Annotated in this window: 12 protein-coding genes and 1 pseudogene; 1 reads left to right on the top strand and 12 read right to left on the bottom strand. The window is 72.3% G+C overall.

The features are described 5' to 3' along the window. Positions 1-98: 98 nt before the first annotated feature. The 8 genes from tmk to bldG all read right to left on the bottom strand — a co-directional run bounded on the left by tmk (position 99) and on the right by bldG (position 13,810). Positions 99-3,500: a dTMP kinase gene (gene tmk, locus ADK64_RS07510; protein WP_053656337.1), complete on the bottom strand. Its 3,402-nt coding sequence runs from the start codon at positions 3,498-3,500 to the stop codon at positions 99-101. A gap of 229 nt (positions 3,501-3,729) precedes the next feature. Next, positions 3,730-6,579, bottom strand: coding sequence for a type I DNA topoisomerase (gene topA / locus ADK64_RS07505; RefSeq protein WP_053656334.1), 2,850 nt, complete (start codon positions 6,577-6,579; stop codon positions 3,730-3,732). A 268-nt stretch (positions 6,580-6,847) separates the two neighbouring features. Beyond that, positions 6,848-7,045, bottom strand: coding sequence for a hypothetical protein (locus tag ADK64_RS45805; RefSeq protein WP_053656332.1), 198 nt, complete (start codon positions 7,043-7,045; stop codon positions 6,848-6,850). A gap of 680 nt (positions 7,046-7,725) precedes the next feature. Next, on the bottom strand, positions 7,726-9,246 hold the full coding sequence (locus ADK64_RS07495; RefSeq protein ID WP_053656330.1) for a N5-glutamine methyltransferase family protein: 1,521 nt from the start codon (positions 9,244-9,246) through the stop codon (positions 7,726-7,728). Positions 9,247-9,274: 28 nt separating this feature from the next. Further along, positions 9,275-9,877 carry a hypothetical protein gene (locus ADK64_RS07490; protein WP_053656328.1) on the bottom strand — a complete coding sequence of 201 codons (603 nt, stop codon included), beginning with the start codon at positions 9,875-9,877 and terminating at the stop codon, positions 9,275-9,277. A gap of 286 nt (positions 9,878-10,163) precedes the next feature. Beyond that, complete coding sequence (locus ADK64_RS07485) at positions 10,164-12,566, bottom strand: sodium-translocating pyrophosphatase (RefSeq protein WP_053656327.1); 2,403 nt, start codon at positions 12,564-12,566, stop codon at positions 10,164-10,166. Between the two features lie 309 nt (positions 12,567-12,875). Continuing rightward, a complete protein-coding gene (locus ADK64_RS07480; RefSeq protein ID WP_053656325.1) occupies positions 12,876-13,310 on the bottom strand; it encodes an ATP-binding protein in 435 nt (144 codons plus the stop codon). A gap of 158 nt (positions 13,311-13,468) precedes the next feature. Further along, a complete protein-coding gene (gene bldG, locus ADK64_RS07475; RefSeq protein WP_010986038.1) occupies positions 13,469-13,810 on the bottom strand; it encodes an anti-sigma factor antagonist BldG in 342 nt (113 codons plus the stop codon). An 81-nt stretch (positions 13,811-13,891) separates the two neighbouring features. Here bldG and ADK64_RS07470 point away from each other — a divergent pair, with 81 nt between their 5' ends. Then, complete coding sequence (locus tag ADK64_RS07470; protein WP_234384491.1) at positions 13,892-16,468, top strand: DEAD/DEAH box helicase; 2,577 nt, start codon at positions 13,892-13,894, stop codon at positions 16,466-16,468. Between the two features lie 40 nt (positions 16,469-16,508). On the opposite strand, the pseudogene ADK64_RS48900 reads toward ADK64_RS07470, so the two are convergent. The 4 genes and pseudogenes from ADK64_RS48900 to ADK64_RS07455 all read right to left on the bottom strand — a co-directional run. Continuing rightward, positions 16,509-16,706: pseudogene (locus ADK64_RS48900) on the bottom strand (Rv3654c family TadE-like protein); the annotation flags it as partial. 176 nt (positions 16,707-16,882) lie between these two features. Continuing rightward, positions 16,883-17,221: a TadE family type IV pilus minor pilin gene (locus ADK64_RS07465; RefSeq protein WP_053656321.1), complete on the bottom strand. Its 339-nt coding sequence runs from the start codon at positions 17,219-17,221 to the stop codon at positions 16,883-16,885. A gap of 22 nt (positions 17,222-17,243) precedes the next feature. Further along, positions 17,244-17,444 carry a DUF4244 domain-containing protein gene (locus ADK64_RS07460; protein WP_053656319.1) on the bottom strand — a complete coding sequence of 67 codons (201 nt, stop codon included), beginning with the start codon at positions 17,442-17,444 and terminating at the stop codon, positions 17,244-17,246. A gap of 81 nt (positions 17,445-17,525) precedes the next feature. Next, positions 17,526-18,299: a type II secretion system F family protein gene (locus ADK64_RS07455; protein ID WP_078992536.1), complete on the bottom strand. Its 774-nt coding sequence runs from the start codon at positions 18,297-18,299 to the stop codon at positions 17,526-17,528. Positions 18,300-18,379 lie beyond the last annotated feature (80 nt).

Below are 18,379 nucleotides of genomic sequence, written 5' to 3'. Positions count from 1 at the left end.
ACCGCTGCCCGACGTGGCCGCTGTAAAGGCGAGGGCGGCGCCGGTCGCTGCCGCGACCCGCGCCGCCCTGTGCTCGCCGTACCCGCAGGGATCCGCCGTCAGCCTCGCCGGCCCCGGCCCCTGCGGCCCTGCTCCTCGTCGTGGTCGGCGCGCTCCCGCTCGTCGTACGACCCCAGCAGCTCGTCCGCCAGCGTCGGCAGGTCGTCCAGCGGGGTCTCCTCGGCCCAGTCGGGGCGCGGCCGGCGTCGCGGCGTGCCGTCGGCGTCGAGCTGGGGCATCTCGCGGGTGCGGTCCTCGGAGCCGTCCGGGCCGGCGGCGGGCCGCTCGTCCCGGAAGAACCCGGCCGGCACCCGGTTCGCCGGGGCGTCACCCCGTACGGGCGGCAGTACGGCCGTCTCGTCGGCCGCGCCCGGAGTCACCGGCGGTCGTACGGCCGCCTCCTGCGCACGCACCGGCGGCAGAACCGCCGTCTCCTCCGCGGACACCGGCGGCAGCACCGCCGTCTCGTCCGCCGCGCCCGGAACCGCCGGCGGCTGCGGCAGCTCGGCCGTCACCTCGGCGTCGGAGCCGGGCCCGGACGTTCGCCCGGTACGGGGCTCCCGAGCCGCCGCCTGCTCGTCGGCCTCCCGGGCCCCCTGGGCCGACCCGGCCCCGGCACGGTCCTCACGCACCGGGCGCAGCACCGCTGTCTCCTCGGCGCCCCGCTCGTCCTTCCCGAGCGGCACGACCGGCGTCGGGACAGTCTCCTCGGTGCCGCGCGGGGCCGACGACACGACCGGTGTGGGAACCGTCGTCGCCTCGGGCACCACGCCCGGCGCGGCCGGCAGGGGGGTGCTGGACCTGCGGGCAGCCGTGTCGGCCGCCGCTGCTGCCTCGGCCGCCTGCCGGCGGGCCTCCTCGGCGCGCAGCAGCGCTTCCTCGGCCTTGCGCTGCTTCTCCAGACGCCGCGCCTCTTCCTCCGCGCGCAGCCGGGCCTGCCGAGCCTCTTCCTCGGCGCGCAGCCGGGCCTCTTCCTCAGCCTGCTTGCGGCGCCGCTCCTCCTCGGCCCTGCGGCGGGCCTCCTCCTCGGCGCGGGCCTTCTCCTCGGCCAGCAGCCGCTGCCGCTCCTCCTCCGCGCGCCGGGCCGCTTCCTCGGCCCGTTGCCGGGCCTCCTCCGCCTGCCGTTCGGCCTCGCGGCGCTGCGCCTCCTCCAGCTCGCGGCGCTTGCGCTCCTCCTCCTCGGCACGCAGCTTGGCGAGCTGCTCCTGGCGCTCGCGCTCCAGGCGCTCCTCCTCGGCCTTGCGCGCGGCCTCTTCCTCGGCCTTGCGGCGGGCCTCCTCCTCGGCCTTCTTCCGCGCCTCCTCCTGGGCCTTGATCTCGGCCTCGGACAGCGGCAGCACGGTGTCGAGCCGGTGCCGGATCACCGTGGTGACGGCCTCGGGCTCCTGGCCGGCGTCCACCACCAGGTAGCGACCGGGGTCGGAGGCGGCCAGCGTGAGGAAACCGGCCCGTACGCGCGCGTGGAACTCCGCCGGCTCCGACTCCAGCCGGTCCGGTGCCTCGGTGAACCGCTCGCGGGCCGCCTCCGGGGAGACGTCCAGCAGGACGGTGAGGTGCGGGACGAGCCCGGCGGTCGCCCAGCGGTTGATGCGGGCGATCTCGGTCGGGGACAGGTCGCGGCCAGCGCCCTGGTAGGCGACGGACGAGTCGATGTAGCGGTCGGAGATGACGACCGCGCCGCGCTCCAGGGCGGGGCGGACGACCGTGTCGACGTGCTCGGCGCGGTCGGCGGCGTACAGCAGCGCCTCCGCGCGGTGGGACAGGCCCGCCGAGGACACGTCCAGCAGGATCGAGCGCAGCCGCTTGCCGACGGGGGTGGCCCCGGGCTCACGGGTGAGCACGACCTCGTGGCCCTTGGCCCGGATCCACTCCGCGAGGGCCTCGGCCTGGGTCGACTTGCCGGCGCCGTCGCCGCCCTCCAAGGCGATGAAGAAGCCGCCGGCCGCCGGTGCCTCGTCCGGGTCGTCGCCGCCGAGCAGCGCGTCCTTTAGGTCCTGGCGCAGCGGGATGCCCGAGCGGTCGTCGACCTTGGCGAGCACCAGCGCGGCCACCGGCAGCAGCAGCGCGCCGACCAGCATCAGCGTGAAGGAGGCGCCGCCGTGCGCGAAGACGAACCGGCCGTTCTCCAGGCGGTGCCGGCCGATGAGCCCGGCGACCACCGGCGCGATCAGGGCGCCCAGCGCTATGGCGACCCGGACCACCGCTTGCAGGTGCTCGGTGACGCGCGTCCGGCGGTAGTCCTCGGTCTCCTGGTCGAGCAGGGCGTGCCCGGTGTTCGCGGCCACGCCCGCGGTGAAGCCCGCGAGCGTGACGATCAGCAGCACCGTGGTGACGTCCGGGACGAGCCCGGCGGCCAGCAGGGCGATGCCGGTGAAGGCGATCGCGAGGGCGAGGAGCCTGCGGCGCGAGAGCGAGGGCAGCAGCGCGGGGGCCGTACGGATACCGATGCCGACGCCGCCGGTCAGGCCCAGGACCAGCAGGCCGTACAGGACCGGGCCGCCGCCCAGGTCGGTGGCGTGCAGCACGCACACCGAGGCGGCCGCGGCGATGGCGCCCGCGACAGCGGCACAGGCCGGGACGAGGAGCGGGATCACGCCCGTACGGCCCTTGTCGACCCCGGTGCCGGTGCGCGGGCGGCGCAGCCCCTCCAGCGGGGACCGCGCGCGCGGGGTGCGCACGTCGGGCAGTTCGAGGAAGGCCACGACGGACACGGAGGCGGCGAACAGGCCCGCCGCCACATACGCCCCGAGGGCCGCGTGGTGCTGGTCGAACCAGGCCACGCCGGTGCCCAGCAGGTTGTTGATCAGCCCGGCGCCGACCAGCGTGGCGGCCGCCAGCGGGACGGCCAGGAAGCTCGTGCGCAGCGTCAGGCGGCGCAGCGCGTCCATGTGGTCCGGCAGCGGCCGCACGGTGGCGCCCTCCGGGGGCGGTCCGGGCAGCAGGGCGGGGGCCGCGCTCTCCCGGCACACCGTCCACAGGCGCTCGGCGACTCCGGTGACGAAGGCGGTGACGAGCAGGACGGCCAGTGCGTTGTCCGGCGTCCAGTCGATCCACAGGGGCGAGACGATCAGCAGCAGGGCGCGCAGGACGTCGGCGCCCACCATGGTCCAGCGCCGGTCGAGCGGACCCTCCTGCCCGGTGAGCGCGGTCAGCGGGCCGAGCAGGACGGCGCCGAAGAGCAGCGTGGCGAGGACACGCGCGGCGAAGACGGTCGCCACTGCGAACGCCACGCCCCGGTATCCGCCGCCGAACGAGCCCTGGGCGATCGCCGCCTGGAGGACGAGAACGACCAGGACGAGAAGGGCGAGGGCGTCACCGACACCGCTCACCAGCTGCGCGCTCCACAGGCGCCGTAGCTCGGGGCGGCGCAGCAGGGAGCGGACGGCGCGCTCGCGGGAGTCCGCGACCAGGGCGTCGTCCGGTGCTGTGGGGTGGGCCGTTGGCTGGTCGGCTCGCGTCATGCGTTCAGCCTATCGGCAGCCACCGACACCACACCTCGCCTGTCCGCACATGCACACGCCCCGACATCAAAGTGATGCCGGGGCGTTCGCTCAGCGAAGCCGAAGCCGAAGCCAGGCCGGGGCCAGCCGAGGCCGGGGCCGAAGCCAGCCGAGGCCGGGAGCCAGGGACGCAGCCGTCAGGCCCGAGCCGTGAGGCCGGCGGGAGAGTCCGCCGGCCTCCGACCGGGCGTCAGTCCTCCGTGCCGGAAGCCGTCGCCTTGGAAGCCGTCGCCTTCTTGGCGGTGGTCTTCTTCGCCGTGGTCTTCTTCGCGGCCGCGGTCGTCTTCTTCGCCGCCGTCTTCTTGGCCGCGGTCTTCTTCGCCGGGGCCGTCTTCTTGGCCGCGATCTTCTTCGCCGGGGCCGTCTTCTTCGCGGTCTTCTTGGCGGGCGCCTTCGCGCGCTTCTCGGCGAGCAGCTCGAAGCCGCGCTCGGGGGTGATCTCCTCGACGCTGTCGCCGGAGCGGAGGGTCGCGTTGGTCTCGCCGTCGGTGACGTACGGACCGAAGCGGCCGTCCTTGACCACGACCGGCTTGCCGGAGACCGGGTCCTCGCCCAGCTCCTTCAGCGGCGGCTTGGCGGCGGCCCGGCCACGCTGCTTGGGCTGGGCGTAGATCGCCAGCGCCTCTTCCAGCGTGATCGTGAAGAGCTGGTCCTCGGACTGCAGCGAGCGCGAGTCCGTGCCCTTCTTCAGATACGGGCCGTAGCGGCCGTTCTGCGCGGTGATCTCCTGGCCCTCGGCGTCGGCGCCGACGACGCGCGGCAGCGACATCAGCTTCAGCGCTTCGTCGAGCGTCACCGTGTCGAGCGACATCGACTTGAAGAGCGAAGCCGTACGCGGCTTGACCGCGTTCTTGCCGGTCTTCGGGGTGCCCTCGGGGAGGATCTCCGTGACGTACGGGCCGTAGCGGCCGGCCTTGGCGACGATCTGGTGGCCCGTCGCCGGGTCGGCGCCCAGCTCGAAGTCACCGCTGGGCTTGGCCAGCAGCTCCTCGGCCAGCTCGACGGTCAGCTCGTCCGGCGCCAGGTCGTCGGGGATGTCGGCGCGCTGGTGCTGTTCGGTGTCCTTCTCGCCACGCTCGATGTAGGGGCCGTAGCGGCCGACGCGGAGCACGATGTCGTTGCCCACGGGGAACGACGACACCTCGCGCGCGTCGATCGCACCCAGGTCGGTCACCAGCTCCTTGAGGCCACCGAGGTGGTCCCCGTCGCCGTTGCCCGCCTCGGCGGCGCCTCCGTGACCGGTGCCTTCGCCGAAGTAGAAGCGCTTCAGCCACGGCACGGCCTTCGCCTCACCGGCCGCGATGCGGTCGAGGTCGTCCTCCATCTTGGCGGTGAAGTCGTAGTCGACGAGCCGCCCGAAGTGCTTCTCCAGGAGGTTGACCACGGCGAAGGACAGGAAGGACGGCACCAGGGCCGTGCCCTTCTTGAAGACGTAGCCGCGGTCGAGGATCGTGCCGATGATCGACGCGTACGTCGACGGGCGGCCGATCTCGCGCTCTTCCAGCTCCTTGACCAGGGAGGCCTCGGTGTAGCGCGCCGGGGGCTTGGTGGCGTGGCCGTCGACCGTGATCTCCTCGGCCGACAGCGCGTCGCCCTCGGCGACCTGGGGCAGCCGGCGCTCGCGGTCGTCCAGCTCGGCGTTCGGGTCGTCGGCGCCCTCGACGTAGGCCTTCAGGAAGCCGTGGAAGGTGATCGTCTTGCCGGAGGCGCTGAACTCGACGTCCCGGCCGTCGGTGGCGGTGCCGCCGATCTTCACGGTCACGCTGTTGCCGGTCGCGTCCTTCATCTGGGAGGCGACGGTCCGCTTCCAGATCAGCTCGTAGAGCTTGAACTGGTCGCCGGTCAGGCCGGTCTCGGCGGGAGTGCGGAAACGATCGCCCGAGGGGCGGATCGCCTCGTGGGCCTCCTGCGCGTTCTTGACCTTGGCGGCGTAGGTGCGCGGCTGCGGGGGCAGGTAGTCGGCGCCGTAGAGCTGCGTGACCTGCGCGCGGGCCGCTGCGATCGCCGTGTCGCTCAGCGTCGTGGAGTCCGTACGCATGTACGTGATGTAGCCGTTCTCGTACAGCTTCTGCGCGACCTGCATCGTGGCCTTCGCGCCGAAGCCGAGCTTGCGGCTGGCCTCCTGCTGCAGCGTCGTCGTACGGAACGGGGCGTACGGCGAGCGGCGGTACGGCTTGGACTCGACGGAGCGAACGGAGAAACGGGTGTTCTCCAGGGCGGCGGCGAGGGCGCGGGCGGTCGCCTCGTCGAGGTGGAGGATGTTCTCGCTCTTGAGTTGTCCCAGGGAGTCGAAGTCGCGGCCCTGCGCGACCCGCCTCCCGTCGACGGTCTGCAGGCGGGCGACCAGCGACGACGGGTCCGACGGGTCTCCCGCGCGGCCGGTCGCGAAGGTGCCCGTCAGGTCCCAGTACTCAGCAGAACGGAACGCGATGCGCTCGCGTTCCCGCTCGACGACGAGACGTGTCGCGACGGACTGGACGCGGCCGGCCGACAGCCGGGGCATGACCTTCTTCCACAGGACCGGCGAGACCTCGTAGCCGTAGAGACGGTCGAGGATGCGACGGGTCTCCTGGGCGTCGACCAGCTTCTGGTTGAGCTGGCGCGGGTTGGCGACGGCGTCGCGGATCGCGTCCTTGGTGATCTCGTGGAAGACCATCCGCTTGACGGGGATCTTCGGCTTGAGGACCTCCTGGAGGTGCCAGGCGATCGCCTCGCCCTCCCGGTCCTCATCGGTGGCGAGGAAGAGCTCGTCGGAATCCTTCAGCAGGTCCTTGAGCTTCTTGACCTGGGCCTTCTTGTCAGCGTTGACGACATAGATCGGCTGGAAGTCATGTTCTACGTCCACACCGAGGCGGCGGACCTCGCCGGTGTACTTCTCGGGCACCTCGGCGGCGCCGTTGGGAAGGTCACGGATGTGCCCGACGCTCGCCTCGACTACATAGCCAGGGCCGAGGTAGCCCTTGATCGTCTTCGCCTTGGCAGGCGACTCGACGATGACGAGTCGGCGGCCGCCCTGTGCGGTCTCGCTGGTCGGGGACAACTTCGCTCTTCTCTCCGGTCGACGCTGTGGCCTCCCCAGTCCTTCGTCCCGGGGTCGCGGCGTACTGCTGGCACGTGTGACGCTGCGGAGTGTGACGGTACATCCCGCCCCCGTGTCAAACGGGAAAAGCCCACAACGGCCACTCGAACGGTAACCCGACTACCGCCATTCCTGCCGCCCGGAGTGCCCGGCGGCCCCGCGGCCCATGTCCGGAGCGTGACCCTCCCCTTACTCCCGCGGCACACCCGCCGCGGCACACCTGCCGACGTCAGAGGCGGGTCAGGCAGTACACACCGAGTGCCAGAGCGACCGTCCCGGCCACGCTCGCGAGGGTGGCCGATGCGACCCGGTTCACACCGTGCGCCACTGGCTCCCGGCGCCGGACGCGAGTGCCGGTCCAGGCCAGCAGGGCGCCTCCGAACAGGGCGAACACCACTCCCGCGAAGATCGCCGGCCCGCTCTCCATCCCCCGCGCACCCCTTCCGTGCCGTCCGGCCTTGCCCAGCGCGGGGAGGGTGTCACGCACGGGAGGCGAGCAGGCGACATCGGGGTGAACCGCAGGCCATCTCGATCTCGAACACCCGATCGAACCTGTTCGTCATCACTCCGGCGCGCATTCTTTTCCGGCCTTTTTCACACTCTCGGCGCGTCCGGCACCCCGTCCCACGGATTCCGGTCCCGTGCCACGGGCATACGACGAAGATCCCGCCCCGGTGCCGACACGGTCCGACCGCGCCTACGACGGCAGGGGCACCCGGCCTACGCCACCTGCCCCGGCACTCCCCCGTGCGGCACCCGCGGGCCCGGCTGACGGAGTCAGCTCCGCCGGTTCCGACGGCAGGGCCCTCTCCTCTGACCTCCTCCGACTCGGCTCGCAGGCCCAGGACGCCGCCCAGCCCGCCGACACGGCAGGGCGGCAGGGCCGCAGGGCGGCGCAGCCGACCCCACTCGCACTCAACCCGCGGCCCGACACACAGGCTCGACCCGCCGACCTGGTCCGCAGGCCGGGCCCATGGGCCCGGCCTACCCGCTCGCGATCCGAGCCCGGCGCTTCGCCACGCGGCCTCGGCCCACCGGCCCGGTTCGCCGCTCGGCGAAACTCCGCCCACACAGCACGGCCCAGCCCAGGCCCCGGCCCAAGTCCCCTCAGCCCACCGGCTCCAAGAACCCCTGTTCCACCAGCAACCGGATCTGGGCGGGGGTGCGGTCGCGGAGCAATGTCGGGGACTCGCCCATGAGTTGGGCGATGGCGTCCAGGATGCGGCCCGCGCTGAGCGTGCCGTCGCAGACGCCCGCGAAGCCCGCGCCGACCGTGTCCACCTTCGTGGCCCGGCGCATCCCGCGGTGCTGGCGCAGCACCACGTGCTCCGGGTCCTCGGCGCCGGGCAGGCCGACCTGCTCCTGGACGACCTCGGCGGTCAGCTTGAAGTGGCCTTCGAGCAGCGCCGCGTCGTCGTGCTCCCGGAGATAGTCGAGACGCTCGAAGTGCGCCCGGATCGCGTCCCCGAGAGGCTGCTCGACCGGATGCGGCCACTCCTCCACGGTGACGACGGACTCGGCGGTACCCGTCCGGCGCAGGGTGATCCAGCCGAAGCCGACCGCCTTGACCTTGCGCGCCTCGAACTCGTCGAGCCAGGCGTCGTAACGCGCCTGGTAGTCCGCCGGATCCCCCCGGTGGTCACCGGCGTCCCTCAGCCACAGCTCGGCGTACTGCGTGACGTCCTGTACCTCGCGCTGCACGATCCAGGCATCGCACCCGCGCGGCACCCACGACCTGAGTCTGTCCTGCCAGTCCTCCCCTGCGACGTGCTGCCAGTTGGCGAGGAACTGCGCGAACCCGCCCTCGTTCAGCCGTTCCCCCGCCTGCTGAACGAGTGAGCGGCACAGATCGTCCCCGCCCATCCCGCCGTCCCGGTACGTCAGCCGGGCGCCGGGCGAGATGACGAACGGCGGGTTCGACACGATCAGGTCGAACGTCTCGTCGTCCCGGACCGGTTCGAAGAGCGAGCCCTCGCGCAGATCGGCCGCCGGTGCGCCGGACAGCGCCAGCGTGAGCGCGGTGATGTGCAGCGCGCGCGGGTTGAGGTCCGTCGCCGTCACGCGCGTGGCGTGCTGGGCGGCGTGCAGCGCCTGGATGCCGGACCCGGTGCCGAGGTCCAGGGCGGCGGCGACCGGCGTACGGACGGTGATGCCGGCGAGGGTCGTGGAGGCGCCGCCGACGCCCAGGACGACACCCTCGTCGTGCTGTCCGACGCCGCCCGCGCCGCCGACCGCGCAGCCCAGGTCGGAGACGATGAACCAGTCCTCGCCATCAGGGCCGCCGTAGGGCCGTACGTCCACGGTCGCGGCCACCTCGTCGCCGCCCACGCGCGTGAGCCACCCGGATTCGAGGGCGTCCTCGACCGGCAGAACGTGCGCCACGCGCGCGTACGGCACCGGTTGCTGGAGCAGGAACAGCCGCACGAGCGTCTCCAGCGGCGTGTCGCCACGGGTCGCACGCAGGGCGGGCACGGTCTCGCTGCGGGCCAGCGCCGCGTACGCGGGGGCGCCGAGCAGGTCGAGCAGCCCGTCGGCGGTGAAGGAGGCGGCCAGCAGCGCCTCACGCAGGCGCGCGGCGGTGTCGGGCCGGTCGGAAGCGGGCAAGGAGGCGAGTCCGGAGTCAGTCACGCCCCCATTGTGGCCCGCGGCGGGTGACTCAGCCCTTGCTGGCCGACGGCGACGCGGAGGCCGAGGAGGCCTTCGTGCAGCCCGCCTGCTTGGCCACCGCCTGGTTGACGTCGCCCTTCTCCAGGCCCTCCAAGGCGGTGATCGCACTGTCGTACTGGGCCGACACCGCCTTCATCCGATCCGAGAGGTCGCCCAGACCGGAGGCGAACTTCGTCTGGTCCTTGGTGTCGAGCCCGTCCACCTGCTTCTTCAGGTCGGCGTAGGCCGCGGACAGGGCCGTGAGCTTCTTGACGGCGTCCTGCTGCTTCGCCGCACCGCCGTCGACACCCGGAGGCGCCCCGGCGCTGCTCAGGGTGGTGGCACGCGCCTTGAAGCCGTCGGCCAGGTCCTGGAAGGCCTGGGAGTCGGTCTTCTGAACGTCCTTCGGGGGACCGTCCTGCGCGACCGCCTTGAGCGAGGCGTTGGCCCCCGAGATCTTCGCCTGCTGCGCGGGCAGCGGGTCGCACACCGTCTTGGCCCAGGCGACCAGCTTGGGGTCGGGCCCCTTGCTGCCTCCGCTGCTGGTGCATCCCGTCAGCGTCACCACGAGTACCGCACCGCCGGACAGCGCGGCCGCGAGCTTCTTGTTCACCGGATCGGTCCCTTCCCTGGCTCTCGGCCCACGGACCCTACACGTCGGACGCACACCCCCCACACCCCGTACGCCCCCTAAAGCGCCCTTTGTGACTCTTTCCACCATGAGAGAGAAGGCTCACCACGTGGGCGGGGCCACAGAGGTGCCCACAGCCATGCCCACAGCCGTGTCCACGGCCGTGCCCACAGCCATGCCCACAGACGCGAGCGGGCGGGCGGCACGTCAGCACGCGCCACCCGCCCGCCCGTTGAGCAGGGCTTTTCGAAGGGAACCAGCGGTACGGCTACGAAACCACCGCCGTGTTCGGTGAGTTGGAGATCCGCTCGGCGCTCTCGTCGTCGCCGACGGCGATACCGCGCCGCTTGGAGATGTACACGGCGATGCTGATCACCATCAGAGCGAGGGCCGCGATCAGGATCCGTACGCCGACGCTCTTGTCACTGCCGTAGGAGAACTTGATCACCGCGGGCGCGATGAGCAGCGAGACCAGGTTCATGACCTTCAGCAGCGGGTTGATCGCGGGTCCGGCGGTGTCCTTGAAGGGGTCGCCGACCGTGTCGCCGATCACCGTGGCCGCGTGGGCTTCGCTGCCCTTGCCGCCGTGGTGGCCGTCCTCCACCAGCTTCTTGGCGTTGTCCCAGGCGCCGCCGGAATTGGCGAGGAACACCGCCATCAGCGTGCCCGCGCCGATCGCTCCGGCGAGGTAGGAGCCGAGCGCGCCGACGCCGAGGGTGAAGCCGACGAAGATGGGCGCCATCACGGCGAGCAGACCCGGTGTGGCCAGCTCCCGCAGGGCGTCCTTGGTGCAGATGTCGACGACCCGCCCGTACTCGGGCTTCTCGGTGTAGTCCATGATCCCGGGGTGCTCGCGGAACTGCCGCCGCACCTCGTACACCACCGAACCCGCCGAACGCGACACGGCGCTGATGGCCAGTCCGGAGAAGAGGAAGACGACCGCGGCGCCCGCGATGAGGCCGACGAGGTTGTTGGGCTGCGAGATGTCCAGGGACAGGCTCAGCGGCGCGCCCGGCCCGGTGAGCTGCGCCCCGACGTCCTGCACGTTCGTCGTGATCGCGTCGCGGTACGAGCCGAAGAGCGCCGACGCCGCCAGGACGGCGGTCGCGATCGCGATGCCCTTGGTGATGGCCTTGGTGGTGTTGCCGACCGCGTCCAGGTTGGTGAGCACCTGCGCGCCCGCGCCCTCGACGTCGCCGGACATCTCGGCGATGCCCTGGGCGTTGTCGGAGACCGGCCCGAAGGTGTCCATGGCGACGATCACGCCGACCGTGGTGAGCAGGCCGGTGCCGGCCAGGGCCACCGCGAACAGCGCCAGCATGATCGACGTACCGCCGAGCAGGAACGCGCCGTACACGCCGAGCCCGATGAGCAGCGCGGTGTAGACGGCGGATTCCAGGCCGAGCGAGATGCCGGACAGCACGACGGTGGCGGGGCCCGTGAGGGAGGTCTTGCCGATGTCCCGCACCGGTCGGCGGTTGGTCTCGGTGAAGTAGCCGGTGAGCTGCTGGATGACGGCGGCGAGCAGGATGCCGATGGCGACCGCGACGAGGGCGAGGATCCGCGGATCGCCGTCCTTGCCCCTGATCGCCGCGTCCGTCACACCGTGCAGGTCGGAGTACTTCGACGGCAGGTAGACGAAGACCGCGACCGCGACCAGCACGAGCGAGATCACCGCGGAGATGAAGAAGCCGCGGTTGATCGCGGTCATGCCGCTGCGGTCGGCGCGGCGCGGGGCGACCGCGAAGATGCCGATCATGGCGGTGATGACGCCGATGGCGGGCACGAGCAGCGGGAACGCCAGCCCGGAGTCGCCGAAGGCGACCTTGCCGAGGATCAGCGCGGCGACCAGTGTCACGGCGTACGACTCGAACAGGTCGGCCGCCATGCCCGCGCAGTCGCCGACGTTGTCGCCCACGTTGTCGGCGATGGTCGCGGCATTGCGCGGATCGTCCTCCGGAATGCCCTGCTCGACCTTGCCGACCAGGTCGGCGCCGACGTCGGCGGCCTTGGTGAAGATGCCGCCGCCCACCCTCATGAACATGGCGATCAGGGCGGCGCCGAGACCGAAGCCCTCCAGCACCTTCGGCGCGTCGGCGGCGTACACCAGCACCACGCAGGAGGCGCCCAGCAGGCCGAGCCCCACCGTGAACATGCCGACGACGCCGCCCGTGCGAAATGCGATCTTCATCGCGGTGTGCGAAACGGTGGTGAGATCCTTTTCCGGTTCGCCTGGTGCCGGTGTGGCCTCCCGGGCCGCCGCGGCGACCCGCACATTGCTGCGCACGGCGAGCCACATGCCGATATAGCCGGTGGCCGCCGAGAAGGCGGCCCCGATCAGGAAGAACACCGATCGTCCGGCCCGCTGATTCCAGTCGTCCGCGGGCAGCAGCATGAGCAGGAAGAAGACGACGACGGCGAATACGCCGAGCGTGCGCAACTGCCTGGCGAGATACGCCTTCGCACCTTCCTGGACCGCCTCGGCGATCCGCTTCATGCTGTCGGTGCCCTCGCCCGCGGCCAGCACCTGACGCACCAGGACCCCCGCGACCACCAGCGCGGCCAGGGCGACCGCGGCGATGACGGCCACGAGGACCCGGTTGTCGTCGGTCAGTACCGCGGCTGCGAGGGATGTGGGGTGAACCGATGGAGAAGTAGAAAGCCCCGCCATTCGTCCTCCTTGACGCTTGGGCTGAGCTCAAGATGTGGACGGATTGTAGGTACCCCCGTGTGATCGCAACAGAGCACGGCAAACGGAATTAGCCTCCACCGGCTCATCAGGAAATGATCGAGATCTCGCCGACGAACCCGAAAGGAGTAATGCCCTCACCCCATTGCTTCCTGGAATACGCCTTGATCAGAGCCCTGAAGACGGGATCGTGAATTCCTTCACGAATTCGGGAGACGTCAGGAGGGGGCACGGGAAAAAACACCGAGGGCCCTGCTCGGCAGGACCCTCGAAAGTGTGAACGGCGGTGGCTCAGAGGAGTGCGGCCGCCGGCGGTGTGGTCGGCCAGGTCATGCGGATCAGACCGCCGTCCTGCCCGGTGGTGACCTCCACGTCGTCGACGAGACCGCTGATGACCGCGAGGCCCATCTCGTCCTCCTCGATGTCCGCCTCGGCGTCCTGTGCGGCGCCGGGCGTGTCACCCCTCGGAACGGCGTGCGGGGCCTCGTCGCCGACCTCGATGGAGAACTGTTTCTCCTCTTCGATCAGCGCCACCTTCACCGGTGCCGAGATACCGCTGCTCTGGTGCAGCCCGACGGCGCGGGAGCAGGCCTCGCCCACGGCGAGACGGACCTCGTCCAGGACGGCCTCGTCCACTCCGGCCCTGCGTGCCACCGCGGCCGCCACCAACCGGGCGGTCCGGACGTGCTCGGGCAGCGCGCTGAAGCGGAGTTCGACGGTGGCCATGCATCCCCCTCGCGACTACGGGCGTGCGGTCGGGGGCGGGGCCGTCGAGCGCCCGCACCCCCAGGTGTACTTCGGTGCCCCGGGCCGCTCAAGGACCCGGGACGGACCGGCCGGCGTACAGGCCCCCGCAAGGGCCCGACGCCGCCGGACGGTCCGGGTCAGTCGGTGGCCGCTACCGCTTCCTCGACCGAGGTGTGGATCGGGAACACCTTGGTCAGTCCGGTGATGCGGAAGATCTTGAGAATGCGCTCCTGGTTGCAGACCAGGCGCAGCGAGCCCTCGTGGGCACGCACGCGCTTCAGCCCGCCGACCAGCACGCCGAGCCCGGTGGAGTCGAGGAAGTCCACGCCCTCCATGTCTACGACGAGGTGGAAATTCCCGTCGTTCACCAGCTCGACCAACTGCTCGCGCAGCTTGGGCGCGGTGTATACATCGATTTCGCCACCGACCTCGACGACCGTACGATCGCCGACGGTACGGGTCGACAGGGACAGGTCCACGGATCCTCCAGCACCTTGCTATCGAGCGGTCGCCCCTCGGGCACCTCGCCTTGCGGCCCACGGGACGCAACGCCAGCCGCGATGGCATTCAATCACTTACCGGCAGGCGTGCACGACGCCTTGGCTCCATTGTCCGTCACGCCAGTGACACACTCGGTGCCGATGGCCAAGAATCACCGATCCGATCGATCCCCGGCGGACCCGGCGTCCCGCCCGTCTCCGGGCGTGGTCCTGGACCGGCTCGCCTCGGGGCCGAGCCGGGCTGCGCGCATCACTCATACGGAGCACTTGCCCCCGCGCGCGGGCCGCCATGCCGTCTGGCCTGACCGGATTCGGTCCGAGGTGATCGCGGCCGTCCAGGCGGCCGGTATCGAGCACCCCTGGGCGCATCAGGCGCTGGCCGCCGAGCACGCCCTGGACGGCGATTCGGTGGTCGTCGCCACCGGCACCGCCTCCGGCAAGTCCCTCGCGTACCTCGTGCCCGTCCTGTCCACCCTTCTGGACGGATCCGAGGCCCCGAACGGCCGCGGCACCACCGCGCTCTACCTGGCCCCCACCAAGGCACTCGCGGCGGACCAGTGCCGTTCGGTGAAGGAACTTTCACAACCTCTGGGCAATGCCGTACGCCCCGCGGTGTACGACGGCGACACCCCGTTCGAGGAACGCGAGTGGATCCGCCAGTACGGCAACTACGTCCTCACCAACCCCGACATGCTGCACCGCGGCATACTCCCGTCCCACCCGCGCTGGTCCTCCTTCCTGAAATCCCTCGAGTACGTCGTCATCGACGAGTGCCACACCTACCGCGGCGTCTTCGGCTCGCACGTCGCCCAGGTACTGCGCCGGCTGCGCAGGCTGTGCGCGCGCTACGGCTCCTCGCCCGTCTTCCTGCTGGCCTCGGCGACCGCCGCCGAACCGTCCGTCGCCGCCCGCCGGCTGACCGGCCTGCCGGTGGTCGAGGTGGCCGACGACGCCTCCCCGCGCGGGGAACTCGTCTTCGCCCTGTGGGAGCCCCCGCTCACCGAGCTGCACGGCGAGAGAGGCGCCCCCGTACGGCGTACCGCCACCGCCGAGACCGCCGACCTGCTGACCGACCTGACCGTGCAGGGCGTGCGCTCGGTCGCCTTCGTACGCTCCCGGCGTGGCGCCGAGCTGATCTCGGTCATCGCCCAGGAGAGGCTGGCCGAGGTCGACCGCTCCCTGGTCCGGCGGGTCGCGGCCTACCGAGGCGGCTACCTGCCCGAGGAGCGGCGCGCCCTGGAGCGCGCCCTGCACTCCGGCGAACTCCTCGGCCTCGCCGCCACGACGGCCCTGGAACTGGGCGTGGACGTCTCCGGCCTCGACGCGGTGGTGATCGCCGGCTACCCGGGCACGCGCGCGTCCCTGTGGCAGCAGGCGGGCCGCGCGGGCCGCTCCGGACAGGGCGCCCTGGCGGTACTCGTCGCCCGCGACGACCCGCTGGACACCTTCCTCGTCCACCACCCCGAGGCCCTGTTCGACCAGCCGGTGGAGTCGACGGTCCTCGACCCCGACAACCCCTACGTCCTCGCCCCGCACCTGTGCGCCGCCGCCGCGGAACTGCCTTTGACCGAACAGGACATGGACCTCTTCGGCCCCGCCTGCGCGGACGTGCTGCCGCAGTTGGAGGCCGCGAAGCTGCTGCGCAGGCGGACCAGGGCCTGGCACTGGACGCGCCGGGAACGCGCCGCCGACCTGACCGACATCCGCGGCGCGGGGGGCAGCCCCGTCCAGGTCGTGGAAGCCGACACCGGCCGCCTGCTGGGCACGGTCGACGCGGGCGCCGCGCACTCCGCGGTACACGAGGGCGCGGTCCATCTGCACCAGGGCCGCACGTATCTGGTGCGCTCCCTCGACCTGGAGGACTCGGTCGCCCTCGTCGAGCAGGCCGACCCGCCGTACTCCACGGTGGCCCGTGACACCACCTCGATCGCCGTCCTGGAGACGGACACCGAGATCCCCTGGGGCGCCGGCCGTCTGTGCTACGGCTCGGTCGAAGTCACCAACCAGGTGGTCTCCTTCCTCCGCAGACGCCTGATCACGGGTGAGGTGCTGGGCGAGACGAAACTCGACCTCCCTCCTCGTACGCTGCGCACCCGCGCGGTGTGGTGGACGGTCACCGACGACCAGCTGGACGAGGCCCGGGTCAACCCGGAGATCCTCGGCGGCTCCCTGCACGCCGCCGAACACGCCTCGATCGGCATGCTGCCCCTGTTCGCCACCTGCGACCGCTGGGACATCGGAGGCGTCTCCGTCCCCCTCCACCCCGACACCCTGCTTCCGACGGTCTTCGTCTACGACGGCCACCCCGGCGGCGCGGGCTTCGCCGAGCGCGCCTTCCACACCGCCCGCGCCTGGCTCACCGCCACCCGCGAGGCCATCGCCTCCTGCGAGTGCGAGGCCGGCTGCCCGTCCTGCATCCAGTCCCCCAAGTGCGGCAACGGCAACGACCCGTTGCACAAGCGGGGGGCGGTCCGGCTTCTCACGGTGCTGCTGCGGGGGGCGCCGGAGGAGCAGCCCGAGTCCGCTGCCGGCCAGGACGAAGGCCGTCCGCAGGCGCCGGAGGAGAAGCGCGGGGGTGCGCCGGCGCAGGAGCCTGCGGAACCGGCACCGGCCCCGCGGGGCCCGCTCTCGACCTGACCCGCGCCGCGAACGGTCCTCTTCCCGAGGCCGCCGTCACGTCCGAGGTCTCACCCACGATCGCGCACCGCACCAGCCGTACCGCCTGGGCCGCCGCCACCCGCTCGGCCCGGGCACAGGCCGCCGCGCCGCCCTCGGCCCAGTGGTCCGCCGCCGCGAGCGCCGCCAGATCCGCGCCGCCCGCCGCGCGGTGCCGGACGACGACGGCGTGCCCCAGCGCGAGCACGGCGCCGAACACCACGCACAGCAGGGCGATCACCCCGAGGCTCCACACGGTGGCGGACCCCCGGTCGGAGCACGGCCCAGCCTCCGGGCTCCCCGGCTCCCTGTCCGTGGGCGCCTCCTGCCCTCCCCGGCCGCCCGGCTTCCGACCGCAATCGCCCGCAGGGCCGCCACCTCGCTCGTCCTCCCTCCTCACGGCCCCTCCTCTCCCGCTCCCACGGTCTCCTCGGCCAGCGCCACGGCCTGTTCACGCACCTCGAAAGGCAGCCCGCTCAGCACCGGCGGCCTTGCCACCACCGTCACCCGGACCTGGTCGCCCTCGCGCTCCACGGTCACGCGCGCCCCGCGCGGCGCCGCCTCCCGGGTCAGCGTCACCACCGCGTCGGCCGGATCCTGCCGGGCGGCGGCCCGGGCGCCGGTGCGGGCCGCGTCCACGCACTGGATCTGTGCCGCCACCGCGAGCAGCCCCCAGACCAGCGCCATCGTGAACGCCACCAGCACGCAGAGCACCACGGCCGCCTCCGCGGTCACGAACCCCCGGTCCGTCCCACGCTCACATCCGCGCACTGAGGGCCCTCTTCACGATGGCCTGCAGCTCCGCCCGGACCTGGCCGCTGGTGACGACCTCGTAGAGCAGCAACGCGAATCCGACGGCCGCGATGATCCCCATGGCGTACTCGGACGTCACCATGCCGGCGTCCTTCCGGCACCTGTCCCGCAGCCGTACCGCCGCTTCCTTGATCTTCCCGTTCATTCCAACCCCCGTGAGGTTCTGGTCTTTTGCAGTTGTTCGCGCCTGATTACGTCTGTTCGCGCCTGTGCACCTCTCTTCGCCTCACCTCCCTCCCAACGCGCCACCCGCGAGCCCGATCACTACGGGGAGCACGCCGACGGCGATGAAGGCCGGCAGGAAGCACAGGCCTACGGGCGCGGAGATCAGTACGGCGGCGCGCCGGGCGCGAGCCGTCGCCGTGCGCGCCCACTGCGCGCGGGCGTCCGAGGCCAGACGGGCGGCCGGACCCGCCGCGGGAAGCCCGGACTCGTCGGCCCGCTCCAGCAACCGTGCCAGGGCTCCCGCGCCGGGCAGCGCGGCCAACCGGTGCCAGGCGTACGCCGGTTCACCGCCGAGCCGCACTTCCGCTGCGCCCCGGGCCAGCGCTTCCCCGACAGGCCCGCCCAGCGCCTCCCCCACCGCCTGCGCGGCGGTCACCGGGCCGGCGCCGGCCGCGATACAGGCGGCCAGCAGATCGGCGGCGAGCGGGAGTTGGCGCGCGGCCGCGGCGGTGTCCACCGGCTCCGCCCGGCAGGCCGCCGCCTGGCGGCTCCGCCACAGTCCGGCACCGGCGAGCAGTCCCAGTACGGCCCCGGTCACACCGCCGACCAGCGCCCACACACCGCACGCGGCCCCGGCCGGCGGCAGCCATCGCCGCAGCGCACCCCCGGCCTCGAACGACCGCCCGGGCGCCGGCCTGTCCAGCCCCAGCAACTCGGCCACCCGCCGCCGCGCCCGGCACCGCCGCCGGACCAGTCCCAACCGCCGAACCCCACAGCCGAGGCCCAGTGCCACGATCACGACCGTCCCCACCCTGTGGACAACTTCCCCGCTCATACCGCCCGTTCTCCTCCCGCGCGCTGAACCGCCACCGTCAACCGCCCGCCTCGCACCCGCCCAGCCCCCGCTCTCGGCCC

The sequence above is a fragment of the Streptomyces sp. MMG1121 genome, from assembly GCF_001280015.1.
In the GTDB taxonomy this organism is placed as follows: domain Bacteria; phylum Actinomycetota; class Actinomycetes; order Streptomycetales; family Streptomycetaceae; genus Streptomyces.
The sequence above is the reverse complement of the archived record's forward strand: the minus strand, read 5'-3'. Positions and strand labels throughout refer to the sequence as shown.

Excerpts from the sequence above, each read along its gene's own strand:
- ADK64_RS07470 (WP_234384491.1), top strand. The coding sequence starts at position 13,892 with ATGGCATTCAATCACTTACCGGCAGGCGTGCACGACGCCTTGGCTCCA.
- ADK64_RS07480 (WP_053656325.1), bottom strand. The coding sequence starts at position 13,310 with ATGGCCACCGTCGAACTCCGCTTCAGCGCGCTGCCCGAGCACGTCCGG.
- ADK64_RS07460 (WP_053656319.1), bottom strand. The coding sequence starts at position 17,444 with ATGAACGGGAAGATCAAGGAAGCGGCGGTACGGCTGCGGGACAGGTGC.
- tmk (WP_053656337.1), bottom strand. The coding sequence starts at position 3,500 with ATGACGCGAGCCGACCAGCCAACGGCCCACCCCACAGCACCGGACGAC.
- ADK64_RS07485 (WP_053656327.1), bottom strand. The coding sequence starts at position 12,566 with ATGGCGGGGCTTTCTACTTCTCCATCGGTTCACCCCACATCCCTCGCA.
- ADK64_RS45805 (WP_053656332.1), bottom strand. The coding sequence starts at position 7,045 with ATGGAGAGCGGGCCGGCGATCTTCGCGGGAGTGGTGTTCGCCCTGTTC.
- ADK64_RS07455 (WP_078992536.1), bottom strand. The coding sequence starts at position 18,299 with ATGAGCGGGGAAGTTGTCCACAGGGTGGGGACGGTCGTGATCGTGGCA.